Source organism: Mycobacterium marinum (assembly GCF_003391395.1).
Classification (GTDB): Bacteria; Actinomycetota; Actinomycetes; order Mycobacteriales; family Mycobacteriaceae; genus Mycobacterium; species Mycobacterium marinum.
Genome location: NZ_CP024190.1, coordinates 299,900 through 319,651, shown reverse-complemented (window position 1 = coordinate 319,651; position 19,752 = coordinate 299,900). Strand labels below are relative to the sequence as shown.

At 67.7% G+C, this 19,752-nt stretch carries 17 protein-coding genes; 9 read left to right on the top strand and 8 right to left on the bottom strand.

Annotated elements, in window-relative coordinates; all coding sequences use genetic code 11:
• Positions 1-114: 114 nt before the first annotated feature.
• On the bottom strand, positions 115-1,788 hold the full coding sequence (locus CCUG20998_RS01370; RefSeq protein WP_038578387.1) for a PE family protein: 1,674 nt from the start codon (positions 1,786-1,788) through the stop codon (positions 115-117).
• Between the two features lie 373 nt (positions 1,789-2,161).
• Here CCUG20998_RS01370 and CCUG20998_RS01365 point away from each other — a divergent pair, with 373 nt between their 5' ends.
• Positions 2,162-2,395, top strand: coding sequence for a hypothetical protein (locus CCUG20998_RS01365; RefSeq protein WP_015354093.1), 234 nt, complete (start codon positions 2,162-2,164; stop codon positions 2,393-2,395).
• 467 nt (positions 2,396-2,862) lie between these two features.
• Complete coding sequence (locus tag CCUG20998_RS01360) at positions 2,863-7,725, top strand: cation-translocating P-type ATPase (protein WP_020731387.1); 4,863 nt, start codon at positions 2,863-2,865, stop codon at positions 7,723-7,725.
• On the opposite strand, the gene CCUG20998_RS01355 is transcribed toward CCUG20998_RS01360, so the two are convergent.
• From CCUG20998_RS01355 to mrf, 4 genes are all read right to left on the bottom strand, one after another.
• Positions 7,698-9,284 carry an AMP-binding protein gene (locus CCUG20998_RS01355; protein WP_020731386.1) on the bottom strand — a complete coding sequence of 529 codons (1,587 nt, stop codon included), beginning with the start codon at positions 9,282-9,284 and terminating at the stop codon, positions 7,698-7,700. The two genes, CCUG20998_RS01360 and CCUG20998_RS01355, sit on opposite strands and share 28 nt — an antisense overlap.
• Positions 9,285-9,286: 2 nt before the next feature.
• Positions 9,287-10,186, bottom strand: a complete 900-nt coding sequence (locus CCUG20998_RS01350; protein WP_011742326.1) for an SDR family NAD(P)-dependent oxidoreductase — start codon at positions 10,184-10,186, stop codon at positions 9,287-9,289.
• Between the two features lie 169 nt (positions 10,187-10,355).
• A complete protein-coding gene (locus CCUG20998_RS01345; RefSeq protein ID WP_012392282.1) occupies positions 10,356-10,628 on the bottom strand; it encodes a type B 50S ribosomal protein L31 in 273 nt (90 codons plus the stop codon).
• Positions 10,625-11,821, bottom strand: coding sequence for a ribosome hibernation factor-recruiting GTPase MRF (mrf, locus tag CCUG20998_RS01340; protein WP_020731385.1), 1,197 nt, complete (start codon positions 11,819-11,821; stop codon positions 10,625-10,627). Before mrf ends, CCUG20998_RS01345 begins: the two co-directional genes overlap by 4 nt.
• Positions 11,822-11,950: 129 nt before the next feature.
• Between mrf and rpmB the strand changes: the two genes are divergently transcribed.
• From rpmB to rpsR, 4 genes are read left to right on the top strand one after another with little or no spacing between them, the layout of a single operon-like run.
• On the top strand, positions 11,951-12,187 hold the full coding sequence (gene rpmB / locus CCUG20998_RS01335) for a 50S ribosomal protein L28 (RefSeq protein ID WP_011742329.1): 237 nt from the start codon (positions 11,951-11,953) through the stop codon (positions 12,185-12,187).
• Positions 12,187-12,351: a 50S ribosomal protein L33 gene (gene rpmG / locus CCUG20998_RS01330; protein WP_011742330.1), complete on the top strand. Its 165-nt coding sequence runs from the start codon at positions 12,187-12,189 to the stop codon at positions 12,349-12,351. The genes rpmB and rpmG overlap by 1 nt, the downstream gene beginning before the upstream one ends.
• Positions 12,352-12,657, top strand: coding sequence for a 30S ribosomal protein S14 (gene rpsN / locus CCUG20998_RS01325; protein ID WP_011742331.1), 306 nt, complete (start codon positions 12,352-12,354; stop codon positions 12,655-12,657).
• 6 nt (positions 12,658-12,663) lie between these two features.
• A complete protein-coding gene (gene rpsR / locus CCUG20998_RS01320) occupies positions 12,664-12,927 on the top strand; it encodes a 30S ribosomal protein S18 (protein WP_020731384.1) in 264 nt (87 codons plus the stop codon).
• A 20-nt stretch (positions 12,928-12,947) separates the two neighbouring features.
• Here the strand turns inward: rpsR and CCUG20998_RS01315 are convergent, their stop codons facing one another.
• Positions 12,948-13,898, bottom strand: coding sequence for an oxygenase MpaB family protein (locus CCUG20998_RS01315; protein ID WP_012392280.1), 951 nt, complete (start codon positions 13,896-13,898; stop codon positions 12,948-12,950).
• Positions 13,899-14,085: 187 nt separating this feature from the next.
• Between CCUG20998_RS01315 and CCUG20998_RS01310 the strand changes: the two genes are divergently transcribed.
• Together CCUG20998_RS01310 and CCUG20998_RS01305 are read left to right on the top strand one after the other, a co-directional pair.
• Positions 14,086-14,691, top strand: coding sequence for a TetR/AcrR family transcriptional regulator (locus CCUG20998_RS01310; RefSeq protein WP_020731383.1), 606 nt, complete (start codon positions 14,086-14,088; stop codon positions 14,689-14,691).
• 2 nt (positions 14,692-14,693) lie between these two features.
• Positions 14,694-16,070 carry an adenylate/guanylate cyclase domain-containing protein gene (locus CCUG20998_RS01305; RefSeq protein ID WP_020731382.1) on the top strand — a complete coding sequence of 459 codons (1,377 nt, stop codon included), beginning with the start codon at positions 14,694-14,696 and terminating at the stop codon, positions 16,068-16,070.
• 69 nt (positions 16,071-16,139) lie between these two features.
• On the opposite strand, the gene CCUG20998_RS01300 is transcribed toward CCUG20998_RS01305, so the two are convergent.
• Both CCUG20998_RS01300 and CCUG20998_RS01295 read right to left on the bottom strand, forming a co-directional pair.
• Complete coding sequence (locus CCUG20998_RS01300) at positions 16,140-17,657, bottom strand: cyclic nucleotide-binding domain-containing protein (protein WP_020731381.1); 1,518 nt, start codon at positions 17,655-17,657, stop codon at positions 16,140-16,142.
• 153 nt (positions 17,658-17,810) lie between these two features.
• Positions 17,811-19,352, bottom strand: a complete 1,542-nt coding sequence (locus CCUG20998_RS01295; RefSeq protein WP_036456917.1) for a phospholipase C — start codon at positions 19,350-19,352, stop codon at positions 17,811-17,813.
• 187 nt (positions 19,353-19,539) lie between these two features.
• Between CCUG20998_RS01295 and CCUG20998_RS01290 the strand changes: the two genes are divergently transcribed.
• Positions 19,540-19,725, top strand: a complete 186-nt coding sequence (locus CCUG20998_RS01290; protein WP_020731379.1) for a hypothetical protein — start codon at positions 19,540-19,542, stop codon at positions 19,723-19,725.
• The last annotated feature ends 27 nt before the right edge of the window (positions 19,726-19,752 follow it).

The following is a 19,752-nucleotide window of genomic DNA, read 5'->3' as shown; positions in this document are numbered from 1 at the left end:
TCGCGTGCGCCGCCCGGCTTGGTACCAATGCGGTCGCCCAGCGCCGCCGCCGAGTAGACCAACGCGCAGGTCGGGGGCCGTTGTTACGGCAGCGGGCCCCGGCTCGCGTGGCGATCAGCTGGGTCCGGCAGCGCCGGGGACTCCGGCCAGGGTGCCGCCCTGACCGCCGGTGCCCCCGGTGCCGCCGAAGATGCCGGGTCCGCCGTCGCCGCCGTTTCCGAACAACCGCGCATTGCCACCGTTGCCGCCGCTGGCCGACTGGCCGATGCTGGTTCCCGCTGCGCCGCCGTCCCCGCCATTGCCGATGAGGGCACCGGTGCCGCCGTCACCCCCGTTGCCACCATGGTTTCCGGCGCCCACCGCCGCGCCGCCGGTGCCGCCCACACCGCCCTGCCCGAACAGGCCGATGGCGTCACCGCCCTTGCCCCCGGCGGCCGCCAGCACCCCCCATCCACCGACGCCGCCGTCGCCGCCGTCACCGATGACCCGTCCCCCGTTGCCACCGATACCGCCCGCCGACGATGCTCCGACGCCGAACTGGCCGCTACCACCGGCGCCGCCATTTCCGAAGAAACCCGCGTCGCCGCCATTGCCGGCGGCCCCGGCGTTGGCCAGGACATAGCCGGCGCCGCCGTCCCCACCGGCGCCGCCGCCACCGAAGAACCCACCCTGGCCGCCATCGCCGCCATCACCACCAGCCAGGTTCAGACTCGACCCTCCGGCACCGCCGTGTCCGCCATAGCCGAACAGCGTGGCGTTGCCGCCCTGCCCGCCGTTGCCGCCATCGCCACCGGCCGGGTCGAAACTCACGCCCCCGGCTCCGCCGTGTCCGCCGTCGCCGAACAGTCCCGCGTTGCCGCCGAGCCCGCCGTTACCACCATCGAGGTTGGCGCCAGCGCCTCCGGCTCCGCCGTCGCCGCCGTTACCCAACAGCGCCGCGTTGCCGCCTTGACCACCGTCGCCACCGGTGGCGCCGCCCAGCCCACCAACCCCGCCGGCCCCGGCGAAGCCCAGCAGCGCGGCGCTTCCGCCGGCACCCCCGTTGCCCCCGGTGCCGGTGGTGTTCTGGCCGACCCCGCCGGCGCCACCGATGCCCCCGTTGCCGAACAACCCCATCGCGTTGCCGCCGGCACCGCCTGTCCCACCCGTCGTGGTGGTGCCGACGCCCCCGCCGCCGCCAGCCCCGCCATTGCCCCACAGCCAACCGCCGGTACCGCCCATCCCGCCCGATGTGCCGGCGAAGTCCGCACCACCCGCGCCGCCGGAGCCACCGTTGCCGATCAGCCCCGCCGCACCGCCGTTACCCCCGGCCTGCGCCAGCCCACCGGATCCCCCGTTGCCGCCATTGCCGTACAGCAGACCGCCCGCGCCGCCGTCTGCGCCGGTGTTCGGCGATCCGTTGGCACCGTCACCGATCAGCGGACGGCCCAACACGGCCTGGGTCGGCGCGTTTACCGCGGCGAGCACGTTTTGCCCCAGGTTCTGTACCACCTGAAGCGGGGACGCGTTGGCCGCCTCGGCCGCGGCGTAGGAGCTGGCACCGGCGTTGAGCATCTGGACAAACTGATCGTGGAACACCAGAGCTTGGGCACTGAGTGCCTGATACGCCTGGGCGTGGGCATCGAAGAGACCCGCGATCAACGCCGATACCTCGTCCGCGCCGGCCGCCATCACTGCCATGGTGGGGCCGGCCGCCGCCGAGTTCGCGGCGCTGAGTACCGACTGCACCCCGGCTAGATCCGTTGCCGCGGCCGCCACCAACTCCGGCGTCGCGAATACATACGACATCTGCCCACCTCCACCGTCTGGGACACCATCTGGGGGCAACTCGGCAATTCATTCCCACACAACATTGGCGGTGCTCCGGTAATAAGCGTAAGACCGTTTCAGGGGTACCACTGACACCAATTTTGACGGTGCCGATAGTGCACATTCGATTTGCGCGCTATCGCTTGCGCGGCAGGCATTTCCGAGTCGTCGCCCCTGGGGCCGGAAGCCGGCGAAGCGCCTCCTATCAGCGCACTGCCGCCGCACCAGCCCCGGCCCAACCGGCGAATGTGTCGCCAATTGTCGCTAGGACTCGCCGCGCCCAGCTGATCGGCAAGTTTGTTTCCCGCGCGGGGTGTTCCCTGGTCGGCAGGATTGCCCTACTGTATTTCGCGTGGAGTCACACGGAACCCCTGAATTGGTGGCCGTCGAGAATTTGCACTCTGGTGACCCGATCACCGATGTCAACGGTGGCGGTCAAAGGTACATCGTTTTGGAGTCGAAGGCCGTTGGCGACGGCTGCGTCGTCCTCGAACTCGAGTCCAGAGTGGACCATCAGCTGCAGGTCATCGAAAAATCCTTCCCGACCGGCTACCACGTCGGCAGGGCCAACCACCGAATTCTGTAAACCCGGTTTTCCACCCGAAAATCGCGGTACGGCACCCTGCGCGGCGATGCGCGTATCGCATTTTTGGGGTATCCAACCACCACCCGGTGATCGATGATCTCCGTGCCCAGCGGCGCAGATTCCGTGGACGTGACGAACTCGCCCGCCCCAGCCCCGAACCGTGGATGCGGATCACTGGGCCACCTTGGGCCCCAGCCTGCGGTTTCCGGCAAATCTGGGTAAACGGCTGTTGATTTGCGGCCCGCGGTCGCACCGGCGCGGCACTATTGATCCGGAGTGCCAGGCGGGCCGAAGCGAACACCGGGTCGGTTCCATCGGCTCCCGCCGCCCCCAAGGTGGTGGCACCGGACCCACGGGGATCGATGCGCGGGCCCCTCACCAGAGGCCCACACACCTGGGGGTCCGTGTGGACAGGTTGGTAAGACGCCAGGAGGATTGGCGCGGTACACGTTATTGAAGGGTGGCGCATGAAGATTCCGGGTGTGGTCAACCCAGTGGCCAATCTGGTCGCTGGGGTGACCGGCGGAGCGGCACAGGTGGTGCGGGCCGGCGTGCAGACTGCCGCCGATGCTGCCGGTGTTTTGCAGACGCTAGCCAGCCCAGTGGTGGAGCTGGCCGGTCCGGTAGTGCAATCGGTGGCCCAGACGACCAACCGGGCGATCGGGCGAAACGGTGCTGCCGACGGGGCCCCGGACGGCGTCACTCCGCCGCTGCGCTGGCACAGCGGTCGCCGGGTGCATTTCGACCTGGATCCGTTGCTGCCATTCCCGCGCTGGCATGAGTACGCGGCGGTGGTCGAGGAGCCGGTCCGCCGCATCCCGGGCGTGGCCAAGGCCCACGTCGAGGGGGCATTGGGCCGGCTGGTGGTCGAGCTCGAGGACGGCGCCGACAGCGACACCGTGCTCGACGAAGTGTGCGACACCGCCGCCACCGTGGCCGCCGACATCGTCCTGTCCGGATCGCTATCTTCGCCCAACTCGGCGCCCTTCGCCGACCCGGGCAACCCGTTGGCGGTGCTGGTCCCACTCACCGCCGCGGCGCTGGATCTAGCCGCCCTGGGCGCGGCGGTGACCGGCTGGGTGATCCGGCTGCCCGCCGCACCGCAGACCACCCGCGCCGCCGCAGCCTTGATCAATCACCAGCCACGCATGGTGTCGCTGCTGGAATCACGGCTGGGCCGGGTGGGTACCGACGTTGCGCTGGCCGCCACGACCGCCGCCGCCAACGGGCTGACCCAGGCGGTCGGCACCCCGCTGCTGGATCTGGTGCAGCGTGGCCTGCAGATCTCGGAGGCGACAGCACACCGGCGGGTATGGCGAGACCGCGAACCCGCGCTGGCCTCCCCCGGGCGGCCGCAAGCACCGGTGGTTCCGGTCATCTCGTCGGCCGGCGTGCAAGCGCAGGAACCCCGGCACAGCTGGGCGGCGGCCGCGGCCGGCGAGGCATCACACGTCATGGTCGGCGGGTCCATCGATGCCGCCATCGACACGGCGAAGGGGTCGATGGCCGGCCCGGTGGAGAGCTACGTCAATTCCGCGGCCAACGGCGCGTTGATCGCCGCGGCGAGTGCGCTGGTGGCCGGCGGCGGCACCGAGGACGCGGCCGGCGCCATCTTGGCCGGCGTGCCACGGGCGGCGCACATGGGCCGGCAAGCGTTCGCGGCGGTCCTGGGCCGCGGGCTCGCCAGCGAAGGTCAATTGGTGCTTGACCCCGGAGCGCTGCGCCGGCTGGATCGGGTGCAGGTGGTCGTCATCGACGGCGCCGCGCTGCGCGGTGACCACCGCGCCGTCCTACGCGCCCAGGGCGACGAACCCGGCTGGGATGACGACCGGGTCTACGAGGTCGCCGACGCGCTGCTGCACGGTGAAGAGGCTCCCGAACCCGACCCCGACGAGCTGCCGGCGACCGGCGCGCGGCTGCGCTGGGTTCCGCTGCGCGGCCCCTCGGCCACACCCGCCCAGGGGCTCGAACACGCCGATCTGGTGGTCGATGGCCAGACCGTGGGCAACGTCGACGTGGGGTGGGAGGTCGACCCCTATGCGATCCCGCTGCTGCAGACGGCGCATCGGACCGGCGCCCGGGTCGTGCTACGCCATGTCGCCGGTACCGAAGACCTGTCCGCCAGTGTCGGATCCACCCATCCGCCCGGCACGCCGCTGCTGAACCTGGTGCGCGAGCTGCGCACCGATCGCGGACCCGTCTTGCTGATCACCGCGCTGCACCGCGATTTCGCCTCGACCGATACGTTGGCCGCGCTGGCGATCGCCGACATCGGGGTCGCCCTGGACGATCCGCGCGCGGCGACCCCGTGGACTGCCGACATCATTACCGGTACCGACCTCGCCGCGGCGGTGCGGATTCTGTCCGCGATTCCGGTGGCCCGCGCCTCCAGCGTGTCGTCGGTGCACCTCGCCCAGGGCGGCACCACATTGGCGGGGCTGCTGCTGGTCACCGGCGAGCAGGCCAGAACCACCAACCCCGCCAGCTTCCGGCGCTGGCTCAACCCGGTCAACACCGCCGCTGCCACTGCCCTGCTATCGGGAAGCTGGTCGGCCGCCACCGTGCTGCGGCTCCCCGATCCCACGCCCCAACCGCTGACCGCCTGGCACGCCCTGGACCCCGAGATCGTCTATGCGCGACTGGCCGGTGGTGCACGCCCCATGGCCGTGGACCCCGGAACGCCGACCTGGCGTCGCCTCCTGGACGACCTGTCCTATGAACCGCTGGTCTCCCCGCTGCGTGGCCCGGCACACACGCTGGCCCAGCTGGCGGCGGCGACGCGGCATGAGCTCGCCGACCCGCTGACTCCGATCCTGGCGGTGGGCGCCGCGGCCTCGGCGATCGTCGGCAGCAACGTCGACGCGCTGCTGGTGGCCGGCGTGATGACGGTCAACGCGATCACCGGTGGGGTGCAGCGGCTGCGCGCCGAGGCGGCCGCGGCGGAGCTGTTCGCCGAACAAGACCAAATGGTGCGCCGGGTCGTCGTGCCGGCGGTCGCGACCACGCGGCGCCGGCTGGAGGCCGCCCGGCATGCCACCCGCACCGCCACCGTGTCGGCCAAGTCGCTGCGCGTTGGTGATGTCATCGACCTGGCCGCCCCGGAGGTGGTACCCGCTGACGCTCGGCTCCTGGTGGCCGAGGACCTCGAAGTCGACGAGTCGCTACTGACCGGTGAGTCGCTGCCGGTGGACAAGCAGGTCGACCCCGTCGCCGTCAACGATGCCGACCGGGCCAGCATGCTGTTCGAGGGCAGCACCATCGTGGCCGGGCGGGCGCGGGCCATCGTGGTGGCCACCGGCGCCGGCACCGCGGCGCATCGGGCGATCTCGGCGGTCGCCGACGTCGAGACCTCGGCCGGGGTGCAGGCCCGGCTGCGCGAGCTGACCAGCAAGGTGCTCCCACTCACCTTGGCCGGTGGCGCCTCGGTCAGCGTCTTGGCCCTGATGCGGCGTGCCACGCTGCGTCAAGCGGTGGCCGACGGCGTTGCCATCGCGGTCGCCGCCGTGCCGGAGGGGCTGCCGCTGGTGGCCACCCTCTCGCAGCTGGCCGCCGCACAGCGCCTGACTGCGCATGGAGCGCTGGTGCGCGCGCCCCGCACCATCGAGGCGCTGGGCCGCGTCGACACCGTGTGTTTCGACAAGACCGGCACGCTCACCGAGAACCGGCTGCGTGTCGTGTGCGCCATTCCCAGCTCTACCAGTCCGCTGGATCCGTTCATCGACAGCGCCGACCCCCGCTCCACCGGGGTGCTGCGGGCCGCCGCCCGGGCCACCACCCAGCCCCACGATGGACAGGGGCACGCCCACGCGACCGACGAGGCAATCATCGTCGCCGCGAATTCTCTGGAAGCCCCGGATGATTCGGCCTGGACCGTGCTCGCCGAAGTCCCATTCGAATCCAGCCGCGGCTACGCCGCCTCGATAGGCACGACCGGGACCAGCAACGGCCATCCGACACTCATGCTCAAGGGCGCCCCCGAGACGATCCTGCCCCGCTGCCGGTTCGCGGACCCCGACGCCGACCTCGAACATGCGGAAGCCTTGGTACACAGCCTCGCCGAACGCGGGTTGCGGGTACTGGCGGTCGCCAAGCGCCCCTGGGAACATGACACGGCCGACGATGACGACACCGACGCCGACGCCGTCGATGCGGCGGCCCACGACCTGGAATTGCTCGGCTATGTCGGCCTGGCCGACACCGCGCGCCCGTCGGCGCGACCGTTGATCGAGGCGCTGGTGGATGCGCAGCGCAACGTGGTGCTGATCACCGGCGACCATCCCATCACCGCGCGGGCAATCGCCCGCCAGCTCGGCTTGCCCGAGGATGTCCGGGTGGTCACCGGAGCCGAACTGATCGGTCTCGATGAGGACGCGTGCGCCAAACTCGCCGCCGACGTGCAGGTGTTCGCCCGGGTGAGCCCGGAGCAGAAGGTTCAGATCGTGGCCGCGCTGCAGCGTTGTGGACGGGTGACCGCGATGGTCGGCGACGGCGCCAATGATGCCGCCGCCATCCGGATGGCCGACGTCGGCATCGGAGTGAGCGGTCGCGGTTCGTCGGCCGCCAGGGGCGCCGCCGACATCGTCTTGACCGACGACGATCTGGGTGTGTTGCTCGACGCGCTGGTCGAAGGCCGCAGCATGTGGGCCGGCGTGCGCGATGCGGTGACGATCCTCGTCGGCGGCAATGTGGGTGAGGTGCTGTTCACCATCATCGGCACGGCTTTCGGTGCCGGGCGCGCACCGGTGGGAACCCGACAACTGCTGCTGGTCAACCTGCTTACCGACATGTTCCCAGCGCTTGCGGTCGCCATCACGTCGCAATACGACGATCCCGAGGACGACAGCGATCTCAGCGATGAAGAGATCGAGGAGGCACGGCGCAGGCGCCAGCGGGCGGTATTGACCGCTCCGACCCCCTCCCTGGACGCGCCGCTGATGCGCCAGATCGCCAACCGGGGCGTCGTCACCGCCGCGGGCGCGACCGCCGCCTGGGCCATCGGCCGCTGGACCCCGGGTACCGAACGCCGCACGGCGACAATGGGATTGACCGCGCTTGTGACCACTCAGCTGGCACAAACCCTGCTGACCCGAAGCCACAGCCCACTCGTTTTGGCTACCGCGTTCGGTAGCGCCGGCGTCCTGATCGGCATCATCCAGACCCCGGTGGTCAGCCACTTTTTCGGATGCACACCGCTGGGACCGGTTGCCTGGACCGGGGTGTTCAGTGCCACCGCCGGGGCAACCGCGGTCTCGGTGCTCGCGCCCAAGTGGCTGGCCAAGACCGTTGACGTGGCCCTAGAACATCAGGACTGGGCTTCGGGTTCGGCGTAGCTCGCCAGCTGTTTGCGCAGCACCTTGCCGGCCGGATTGCGCGGAATGCTGCTGACCAGGTGGATGTCTCTGGGCTGTTCGAACCGCGACACCCGGCCCTTGAGGTAATCGCGGATCGCGTCCGCGTCGATGTCGCAGCCTGGGCGGGCGACGACGAATGCGGCCAGCCGTTGGCCGAACTGCTCGTCGGCAACGCCGATGACCGCGTTCTCGGCAATGTCGGGGTGGCTGGCCAGCGCGTTCTCCAGTGACCGCGGATAGACGTTCTCGCCGCCGGAGACGATCATGTCGTCTTCACGCCCGACGATGTAGAGCCGGCCCGATTCGTCGAGATAGCCCATGTCTCCGGTGCTGGCCATGCCATCGATGACGGCTTTGCCGCCACCGCCGGAATAGCCGTCGGAATTCAGTTCGCCGCCAACGAAGATCCGCCCGGTTACCCGCGGCCCGACGGGCCGTCCGTTCCGGTCGAAAATCCGCACCGGGCACCCGGCGACGGGTCTGCCCACCGTCTCGGGCCAGTCGCGCAGCTCGGCCGGTGTGGCCAGTGCGCCGATGCCCACTTCGGTGGAGCCGTACAGGTTGTACAGAACGTCGCCGTAGGCCTCCATGAAGCGGCGCGCCAGGCTGGGATCGAGTCGATCGCCGCTGGATATCACCACCCGCAAGCACGGCAGCGGATTTCGCGCCCGCACCTGATCGGGCAGATCGAGGATGCGTGCCAACATGATCGGAACCACGCTCAAGCCGTCGGCGCGATGCAGCGATGTCTGGGCCAGCGTTGCTTCGGCATCAAAGTGCCGACGGGTCAGCACCGTTCCGCCCAGGCTGATGGTCAGCACCAGCATGCCAAATCCCAGACCGTGAAACATGGGCGTGGCCAGCGTCATTCGCGAACCGACACGCAGCCTGGTTCGCTCCAGAAGCGTCACGCTGACCCCGATCCCAGAAGTCAACTTGGGCTTGCGCGGCACCCCCTTCGGGACCCCGGTGGTGCCCGAAGTCAACAACACGATTCGTCCGGAGGGGGCGACCTTGGGCCGCGCGCAGTCCCGGTCGGTGACGGTGCTCGGATCGATGACCAACACCGATTCGCCAGTTCCGGCCACCTGGTCGACAAACTCGTCGTCGCACAACATCACCCGCATCTGGTGTGCTTCCAGCGCGGCGGCGAGCGCGGTGGCGCGGAACTCCGTGTTCACCAGCACGACGTCGGCACCGACCAACCCGGCGGCAAACGCCGCCGCGACAAAGTTGCGGCCATTGCGGCACATGACGCCCACGGCTTGCCCGGGCCCGATGCCGGCAAGGGTGAGCTCCCCGGCGACCGATTCGGTCATCGTTTGAATCTCGCGGTAGCTCAGCGCACCGTCGTCGTCGACGATTGCGGTCCGCTCCGGCCACCGTGCCGCCGCGATAGCGAGCGGGGTGTAGAGGTTCGTACCGCCCCGGTACAGCTCGCGTACCAGCCGCAGCGCGGCAGCCGGGCTGGACGGGCTGAGCAGCCCCGATCCCAGTAACGCCCGCGCCGCCGTTGTGACCACGCCTGCAGCCATCATTGTCAGCTCTTTCCTGCCTCGGCGGTTGGGGCGAAGAACCGGCGGTGCCACACCCGCGCCGCCTGCTCGGCGGGCCCGGCCAGCAATACCGAGGCCAGTTCGGCCGGCCACAGCCAGGGCGGCTCGTTGGTGCGAGGCCGTTCGACGATCGCTTTCGCCACAGCGTCGGCGGCCTGATCGGGCTCGAGGCCGGGAAGCCGGCCCAGCATCGGCGTCGGTTCGATCATCCGGGTACGGACCAGGGCGAAGTAGACGGACGTCACGTCCACACCGTCGCCGTGTAGCTCCGGCGCCACGCTGCGCAGCCAGCGATCGAACGCCCCTTTGGAGGCCTGGTAGGCGCCCCATTGCGGGCCCGGCACCAGGCGTACGCCGACGCTGGAAACGTTCACCACATGGCCTCGGCCGCTCTCGCGCATCGCCGGCAGCAATCCGAGCAACAGCCAAATCGGACCCAGGTAGTTGATGTCGATGGTGCGCTGGAAATCGTGCGGACGGTCGTATTGGTCATGCAGCGACCGGCGCAATGACTTGCCCGCGTTGCTGACCACGATGTCCAGCGGTCCGTGATTCTGATTGACTTGCTTGGTCAGTACCCCGACAGCAGCCTCGTCGGTGAGATCGGTCGGGTAGGCGACCGCCGCTCCACCGCCCGCGGCGATGGCCGACACGAGGTCCTCGAGGCGCTCCGCTGATCGCGCCACCATCAGCACGGTGGCTCCAGCGGCGGCCAGTTTCCGCGCGGTTGCCTCGCCGATCCCGTAGGACGCACCGGTAACCAACGCGGTCTTGCCCGTAACTGCGCCGCGTAGCCGGTCGGGATCGGCCAGCGTCGCCGGGTTCGCCAGTCCGTTGCTGGCTCGTTCGAAGGCCTTCGCCAAGGCCTGCGTCGCCAGATTCATAGGAGCGGTTCCCCCGTTGCGGACTACTGTCTTGCCTATTGTGACCCATGGTCACTCTGGCATTTGCGGGTCCAGGGTGTGGGGGTTTGGCGACATCCGAGTCCCCGCCAGCGACCCGTAGCCGCGCGGCCGCGGCCACAATCAGCTCAGCCGCCCAGATTCGGGCAGGTCAGCCCGTTGCGGGCCGATCAGCCCGTCCATATCGTCGGTAAAACTTCTCGACGCGTCCCGCGGTATCGAGCGTGCGGCGGGTACCGGTCCAGAACGGATGCGAATCGGCGGACACCTCCACGACCACCAACGGGTAGGTGTGCACCCCCGAGGGGGTCTCCCAGTCAATGCTGCGAGAGCTGGTCAAGGTGGATCGCGTGAGAAAGCGGGTGCCGGTGGTCGCGTCCTCGAAGACCACCGGGTGGTAGTCGGGGTGAGTGTCGGATTTCATTCCAGTTCTCCTTTGTTGAGGTGCCCGGAGAACTGCCCGGATTCATCCGGCGTCTCGTGGCACGGGTCTTCATGCCAGTCGCCGAACGGGTCGTCGTAGGCCGGCCAATCCTGTGGCCGGGCCATCTCCCGGTCGGTGAGCAGCGCCCCGGTCAGCACCCGGGTGATCTCCGCCCGGTCGGCGCCGCAGGCCAGAACCGTCATCGCGGTGTGCCGGTCGCCGAAGCGGTATTCCCACATCAGCTCGGCAAACAGGCGTCGCTCCGGGTCGGCGTGGTCCACCTCGGCGGGTGACATCGCCGCCAGCCACTTGCCCGCCGAGGCGACCCGCAGGCCTCCACCCGCCGATTCGAGCCACATGACCTGATCGGGCCGATTGGCCAACCACAGGCGTCCACGGGTACGAATCACGCCATCGAGCAAGTGGTCGACGGCGTCATGCAGGCGCTCCGGCCGAAACGGGCGGCGGGCGTTGAACTCCACGATTCCGACCCCACCGTCGGTGCCCAACGGAGGCCGCCCGCCCAACAGCGAAGCGTGCGGATGGTCGCTGCGCCCCCTGCGTGAGTAGTCGTCGAGGTTGGCCAGCGCCAACTCGACCCGGTCGAGCCCGACGGTGATCCGCGCCCGCGGCGCCAGACGCGGCAACACGGCCAGAGTGACCGGGTCGGGGCGGTTGAGCACCAGCACGTCGGCGAATTCGGCCTGACCAACTGTCACCTGAGCGAACGTCCGTCCGTCGGCCAGTTCCTCGTCGCCGAGAGACTGCGCCAGCCAGTTCGCCGAGTCCACACACGTCACCACCGCGCCGATCCGAACGTCGCGGCCGGCCGGAGCGTCCGGGTAGCCGGGCCCGACCCGGACCCGCACGTGATTGATTGCCCAGCAGATGGGTTCGGGCTCCAGCCAGGGCGCCAGGTGCACCACGATCCGGTCCACGCCGTCTCGGCGGTGCAGCCTGCGCAGCAGAATCAGCAGATCGTTGCGGATGGTGCAGGAGACACATCCATGCGCCAACTCCAGCGCCTCTTCGGCAGCGCTCAGTTCTCCGCGGCGAAAGGTGATGATGTTGCGCCTCACCACGTGCCCATCAAACCGATGCTCGACAACGGCCGTTCCGGGCCGGCGCAGCAGTAGGCCGGTCACGTCGTCGGTATCGCCCTGCCCCGCCACCAGCACAACGGGAGTCCGCATCACCACTCCTTCCCGAGCTCTCCCGATCGTTATTGAAAACGATTTTCATTAAGATCGGACTCACGATACAGTGCGTCACACGGGGTTGTCGAAAATGATTTTCAATAAGCGTGCACTGAGGAGGCGCCCATGTCCGCACGATGCCAAGTCACCGGTCGCACGGTGAGTTTCGGCAATACGGTGTCGCATTCGCACCGCCGGAGCCGACGACGGTGGTCACCGAACATCCAGCTCAAGACCTATTACCTGCCGTCGGAGAACCGTCGCATCAAGCTGCGGGTCAGCGCCAAGGGCATCAAGGTCATCGACCGCGACGGCATCGAGGCCACGGTCGCGCGGCTCCGGCGGGCCGGTGAACAGATCTAGTGGCGCGCAACGAGATTCGCCCGGCAGTCAAGCTTCGCTCCACCGCGGGAACGGGCTACACCTACATCACCCGCAAGAACCGCCGCAACGACCCCGACCGGCTCATTCTGAGCAAGTACGACCCGGTGATTCGCAAGCACGTCCCATTCCGGGAGGAACGCTGAATGGCCAAGAAATCCAAGATCGTCAAGAACAACAAGCGCCGAGACATCGTCGCGCGCTACGCCCAGCGGCGCGCCGAACTCAAGCAGATCATCCAATCTCCCACCAGCAGCTACGAGCAGCGGCTCGACGCACAACGCGCCCTGAGCCGTCAGCCGCGTGACGCGAGTGCGGTACGGCTGCGCAATCGCGACGCCATCGACGGCCGTCCGCGCGGCCACCTGCGCAAGTTCGGATTGTCGCGGGTGCGAGTGCGCGAGTTGGCCCATGCGGGTCAGCTACCGGGTGTTCGCAAGGCGAGCTGGTAGCCGCAGATGAAAAAGAACCCCAAACGCACTCGGCGCCCCATCACAGCCCCGGCAACGCCCGCCAAGAAGAACCTGCTGGATTCGCTCGGGGTCAGCGAGGTCGACTACAAGGACATCTCGCGGTTGCGCACGTTCATCTCCGATCGCGGCAAGATCCGCTCTCGTCGGGTCACCGGTCTCACCGTGCAACAACAACGGCAGATCGCCACCGCGATCAAGAACGCCCGCGAAATGGCGCTGCTGCCGTATCCAGCCTCCCGGCCCCAGTAGGGCCTTCCTCGCGGCGGCCGTTATGTCGAGACGGCGCGGCGGTGGAGCCTGCGCGGGTCAACCCCCGAGCGGGTCCACGCCTGCGCCGCCCATGGCAAGTAGATCAACCTGACCGGCAGCCGCCCCAGCACCGGATTCAGCCCTCGTATGAGGGCGGCGAAACGCTGAAATCGCCTCTCCTTCTTGGCGTTCCAATCGAGGTCACACACCTCGCGCATCTGCGGCGGCAGGGTTCCGACAATCACCAACCGGGCGTAGGCGTTCAGGGGCGCAGACAGGATCCTCCAGATCAGCGCAGGCAGCTTGCGGGGGCCAGGGATCCCTTTGCGTAGATAGCCGGTCCCGTAGAGCACGGTCTTGTGCGGGACGAACCGGTCGAGCATGCCGTCCCAGTAGGCCACGAACTCGTCATAGGTTTGCGGCTGACTTCGATCGCTGACGCCGTAAAGGCCGTACCAGATCTTGCTCTCCTCGAAGATCTGCTCCTTTTCCGCGCGGGACAGCCTCCGGATGAACGTGTCGGTGTTGTAGAGGATTTGGTCGACGAACGTGGCGTGGGCCCAGTAGAACAACTCCGGATTCAACGCGTGGTACCGAGAGCCATCACCGATGGTGCCCTTGATCGGCTTGTGGAAATCCCGCACCGTGCGACCCCACCCATGGGGGTCCTCGGAATACACGGTCCGCATCAAGGGCGGTCCGGTGCGCTTGGCCCGGCCCAGGGTGTCGCTGAAGACCACCGAATGATCGAGGACTCCCTGACCGAGCTGTTCGATGCAGTTTTCGGTGCCGGCCGCGCGCTGGAATCCGAAGAGTTGAGTGCGCACGTCTCCATAGAATTTCCAGATCAGCGAAGTCGGGCCCAGCCGCTGCGCGACGATCTCGTCGTCGACGGGCCGGTCGATCGGCATGGGTAGGGCCTCCCGGACACCGGTGTCGAAATCCACGCCCGCGGTCAGCTCCGTTGCCATCCACCCTCCTTGACGAATCCATGTGTCGTTAGTGAACCACTGATACAAGTTCGTCTCTTTGTGTCACCCTAGCCACCGCGGCGGGCGGCCGCAAATGAGCGGTGCCCCGCGTCAGGCTCCCGATCAGGGGCAGTGATCTGGGAAAACGCGGCATTCGGGGGGATCCGCAAGGCGGAGCCGATCTATCATGCAGTCCAGAATGGGCACCGAGACCAGCACCGACGGAGTCGAGTCGATCACCGATCTCGACCGCACCATCCTGGACACCGCACGCGCGGTTTTCGAGACCTACGGTGTCCGGCGGGCGAACATCGAAGACGTCGCCACCCGGGCCGGTGTCAGCCGCAGCACCATCTACCGACGCTTTCCCACCAAGGACGAGCTGTTCGAACGGGTCGTGCGGCGCGAGGCGGAGTTGTTCTTCGCCGCACTGGACCAGGCCACCAACGGCCACAACCCGCGTGAGGCGGTGATCGAGGCGTTCACCCTCGGGGTCCGACTCATCCAGGATTCCCCGCTGTACTCGCGGATAGCCGAAAGCGAGCCGGAGCTATTCGGCATGTTTTCCCGCTCCCACGTCTTCCCGATCGGCCAATTCGCCGACGGCATCGCCCACACGCTGCGGCGCTGCGGCGCCGATGCTCCCGACGCCGACCTCGCCAACATCGCCGACATCCTGCTGCGTGTTGCCGTTGGCATCATCATGTTTCCCACCGAGCGTCTCGATACCTCGGATGACGCCGCGGTCCGCGAGTACGCCGCCCGCTATCTGATTCCGATCATTACGTTGTAGCCGTGTCGCAGGCGCCCCGAACTCCCCGGACTCGTTACGCCAGGTGCGGCGACCTGGACATCGCCTACCAGGTGATCGGGGATCATCCGATCGACCTGCTCGTCATACCGGGGGCCTCGATTCCGGTCGACACCATCGATTCCGAACCGTCGATGTACCGCTTTCACCGCCGTCTGGCGTCGTTTTCCCGCCTGATCCGGTTCGACCATCGCGGCGTCGGCCTGTCATCGCGGGTTTCGTCGCCGGATGCGCTCGGCCCGAGGTTCTGGGCCGAGGATGCGATTGCCGTGATGGACGCGGCCGGATGCCAGCAAGCCACGATTCTTGCCTCCGGGTTCACCGCGACGACCGCCCTGGTGCTGGCCGCCGACTATCCCGAGCGGGTGCGCAGCCTGGTGCTCATCAACGCCTCCGCGCGGACGCTGCATGCGCCCGACTACGAACTGGGCATCAGGTCCAACACCGCCGAACCATTCCTCACCCTCGGAACCGATCCCGACGCGGTCGAGCAGGGGTTCGACGTGCTGCGCATCATGGCGCCCAGCGTGGCCCATGACGACGCGTTCCGCGACTGGTGGGATCTGGCCGGAAACCGGGCGGCCTCGCCCAGCACGGCGCGCGCCTTCATCAACGCGGTTCAAGCCTCGGATGCGCGCGACTCGCTGCCCCACATCACCGCGCCGACGCTGATCCTGCATCGGGTGGGCACCAAGTTCGTTCCGGTCGAGCACGGCCGCTATCTGGCCGAGCACATTGCCGGGTCGCGCTTGGTCGAGCTTCCCGGTTCCGATTCCTTGTATTGGGTCGGCGACACCGCCGCGTTGCTCGACGAGGTCGAGGAGTTCATCACCGGCGTCCGGGGCGGCTTCGTCACCGAGCGGGTACTGACCACGGTCATGTTCACCGACATCGTCGGCTCGACCCAGCGCGCGGCCACCGTGGGTGACCTGCGCTGGCGCGACCTGCTCGATAACCACGACAACCTGGTCCGCCACGAGATCCAGCGGTTCGGCGGGCGCGAGGTCAATACCGCGGGCGACGGGTTCGTCGCGACGTTCAGCAGCCCGAGTGCGGCAATCAACTGCGCGGACGCCGTCGTCGACGCCGTAGCGGTGCTCGGCATCGAGGTCCGGGTGGGGATTCATGCGGGCGAGGTCGAGGTGCGGGGGGCCGACGTCGCCGGCCTGGCCGTACACATCGGTGCCCGGGTCTGTGCGCTGGCCGGCTCCAGTGAGGTGCTGGTGTCCTCGACGGTGCGTGACATCGTCACCGGCTCGAGCCACAGATTCGCCGAGCGCGGCGAACACGAACTCAAGGGCGTGCCGGGCCGATGGCGGCTTTGTGCGCTGGTCCGGGAGCACCTCACGGGCCAGCGGTAGAGATCTGATCGGCAGCGGTCCGGGGACGGGCTTCGGGCTGGCGATCGACGCCAAAGGGCCGCGGGTCTGCTAGACGCGCGATGACTTGGGTGCACCGACCACGCGGCTCACCCGTGAATGAATGGCCTGGTGCGCAAGCTCGCGCATCGTGGCGTCCACTCTGAGGACCTCGCTGAAGGCCGCGGCGTCCAGCGACCACAGCACTGAGGGCTGGCTCGCCCGCACCGTGGCCGCCCGCCGCCAGCCGCTGAGCAGAGCGATTTCGCCGAAGTGATCGCCGGCGACCAGCCGCAGCACCAGCTGGCCGTCGACAAACGCTTCGAGTTCACCGGATTCGACGACGTAGAAGTGTGAGGCCGGCTCCCCTTGACGGAACACGATGTCACCGGACCGCAGCTCGAGGCGACGGTACCCGCCGACCGAGAGCAACGGCAGCCTGCCGAGAGCCTGCAGCGGAACATCGATGTTCAGAAACGACTGCACGATGTCGCCCTGGTCGGTCAGCCCGAGATGCGGATGATCGCAGTCGATATCGGCGGCTTCCGCGCTGGCTGCGTAGAGCACCGCCGCCGCCAGCAACGCCATGGTCAGCGACATGGACTCGTCACCGCACATTGCCGAGCCGTCGAAGTTGACCGGAAATCCCGAGTTCAGCAATGTCGCATCGAGCTTGCCGTCGGCGATGCGCAGGTCGGCATGGCAGTTGGGATCCGGAATCGCACGCCGGCGCAACGCAGCCCCCGAGAACTCGCGATCAGACGATGACGCCGACATCAACACCACGCCGGGGCGCAGTAGATCGTGCAACTCGGTGGGCACGCTGGTCGCTCCGGTGGCGCCGATGATCACGTCGTAGTCACCGATCGCCTGGGTCAGATCGATCGGGCCCGGGTGGCCCACGCGGGTGTCGTACACATCCACCCGCTCATGACGGGGACGCAGCTGGTCGGCCAGCGCGCTGCCGATCGCTCCCGCACCGGTGATCAGGATGGCGTCACCGCGGTCGAGGCCCTCGATGCGGTCGAAGGCGCAACGTGTCACGTTGCCCGCGATTATCGGCGACTCGTAGAGGAGCTTGGCCGACGAGCGGGCGATGTTGACGACGGGAAACCCGAGCGCGCAGTTGGCGATCTTGGCGTAGCCCGCCGACGTCTGCTCGATCCCGACGATGTTGGCCGTGCCGTCGAGTGCGGCACCAGCGGCGGCCAGCAACGAGCCGCCGTCGTCGAGCAGCACGACTCGGCCGGCTCGGCCAGCCGCAAGCCGATCCCAGGATTGGGCGAAAAACCGTTCCACATGTCGCGTGTACTCGGTGTCGAAGGATTCGTGGGGCGCGTAGGCGGCGCTGAACTCATCGACGTGAACACCGTCGGCTCGCATGGCATCGGCGACTCCGAGATGAGTCGAGTAACACTTGCCGATCACCGCGACGTTGCGGGGGTCGAGCCCGACCCGAAACAACGAGCGCAGCATCGCGTGCGTCGTCTCCAGCAGATGCTGTGCGGCGATGACGACAACGCCGTCCAGGCTGCCACCCCGACGCGACACGATCGCGTCGACTAGCGGAAAAGTGGTGACCTGCGTCACCTTTGGTAAGTTAGCACGCGCTTTCGGCCCGCGACGGCGAATCCGGAGCACAGCCATGCCGGCACACACCCGACCGCGACGACTCCCGCCGGTAGTGCCGCGGGCGCCGATTACCGCAACAACCCGCCGGGTGGCCGGTGACGCCTTCGGCCGTTAGCAGGGACCGCTGGGCGTCGGGCGGGCGGGCGTGGTCTCCTGCGTGGGCGGCACCTGCGGGTAAGGCACCCGATACGGGTTGGCCACCGCCGCTCCCCCCAAGGATCCCAATACCGCGTTGGGGACGCATTGGGGCAGCCTGGGCAGCGCGTTGAGCAGCGGAGGATCCAACTTGGGTCGCGATGGGTTCGGCGGGACAGCAAAGTTGAACGCCGAGGTCATATCCTCGGTGACACTGCGTCGCCAAGGGGTCAGGTTGGGCACCGGCACCCCGAACCGTGTCTCGATCAATCGCAACTGCGAGGTGTGGTCGAAGGTGTCGGAGACGACCAGCGGCCCACGGCTATAGGGCGAAATGACGATGCACGGCACGCGATAGCCCAGACCGATCGGCCCCCGGATGCCACCGGAGCCGGACACCGCGTCGATGTCGGGCACCGTGACATATTCGCCCGGCGTTCCCGGCGGCGCCGTGGGCGGTGTGACGTGATCGAAGAACGAACCGCATTCGTCATAGCTGATGATCAACGCGGTCTTTTCCCACACCGCGGGATTGGACAGCAAAGTCCGCAATATGTTCACAATCGCAACCGCACCGACGTTCACCGGCAGTGCCGGATGCTCAGATTGGATGATGTTGGGGACCACCCAGGAAACCTTCGGCAGCCTGTTGGCTTTGACGTCGAGAACGAAATCCTGCGGGTAGGTGGGGGCGATGCCGAATCGAGCGAGATTCGACCTTGGATCGGCGGTTTGCTTGAAAGCCTGAACCAGGCCGTTGTCACTGATAGGCGAATTGAGGTAGTGCCCGAAAAACTTGTTTTGGTACACCTTCCAACTAATGCCGGCATCCTCGAGATTCTCCGGCATGATGCGCCAGCTGAACGGCTGCAGCGGCAGGAAATTCGGCTCGTTCAGCAGCGGCCCACCGTTGGTACCGTCCGGGTCGATCCAGGCGCTCAGCCAGTACAGGCGGTTGGGCGCGGTCCCGGTCAACATCGAGCAGTAGTAGTCATCGCAGATCGTGAAAGTGTCGGCCAGCATGTAGTGGATCGGCAGGTCCGCTCGGGTGTAGTAGCCCATGCAGGCCGGGATGTTGCCCTGGCGTATCTGCGAGTACTGCGACGGCAGCCAGTTGTCGTTGGCCCCGTTGTTCCAGGCGGTGTGCATCGCGACCCACCCCTCGACCGGGTCATTGACGCACTCACCGTTGAGCAGGGGGCCCCGAGTGGTGTCGAAGCGGAACGGCGACGTGATGCCGGCCGGGTCGATCGACTGCGTCCGGGGGTCCCAGCCCTTTTGGTCGAATATCGCCGGATCGGTGGTGTCGTCGAACCCTCGCACGCCGGAGAGCGTGCCGAAATAGTGGTCGAATGAGCGATTCTCCTGCATCAACAACACAATGTGCTCGATGTCGGTCAAATGGCCGGAACAAGGCCCTGCCCCATAAGCCTTTTCAATCACCGGGCCGGCCAAAGACATCAGAGCGCCGGCGCTGCTCGCCGCCGCGAGTTTGGCCATGAACTGTCGGCGCGACATTCCATCGACCGAGCCATTGCTCAACCCATAGCCTCCCTGAGCATTGGGCTCGGAGTATACGTATTCTGCCAGTTGAAACGGCGCGCCAACTCGCGTGTCGCGCTTATTCTTTGAATTTGTTCGTAGGAACTTAAATTCAATCACTAAGGGGCAATTGCCATTTCACACCCGTGGGCGGTGCCGTCACATGGGCGCCGACGACATCCGGTCCGGCCCCGCCGTGAGCACCTACAACCAGCACCACGTCATCGACGCGACCCCCGCACACGTGGTGACCACCATCACATTCGATGCTGCCGTAGCCACCCCAACCTGCGGCGATGACCCCACCGCGGCGATGGTGTCCGAGCACACCCGTTCCGAACGGAACTGACTGCGGCCCGGCTACGACTTGTAGTCT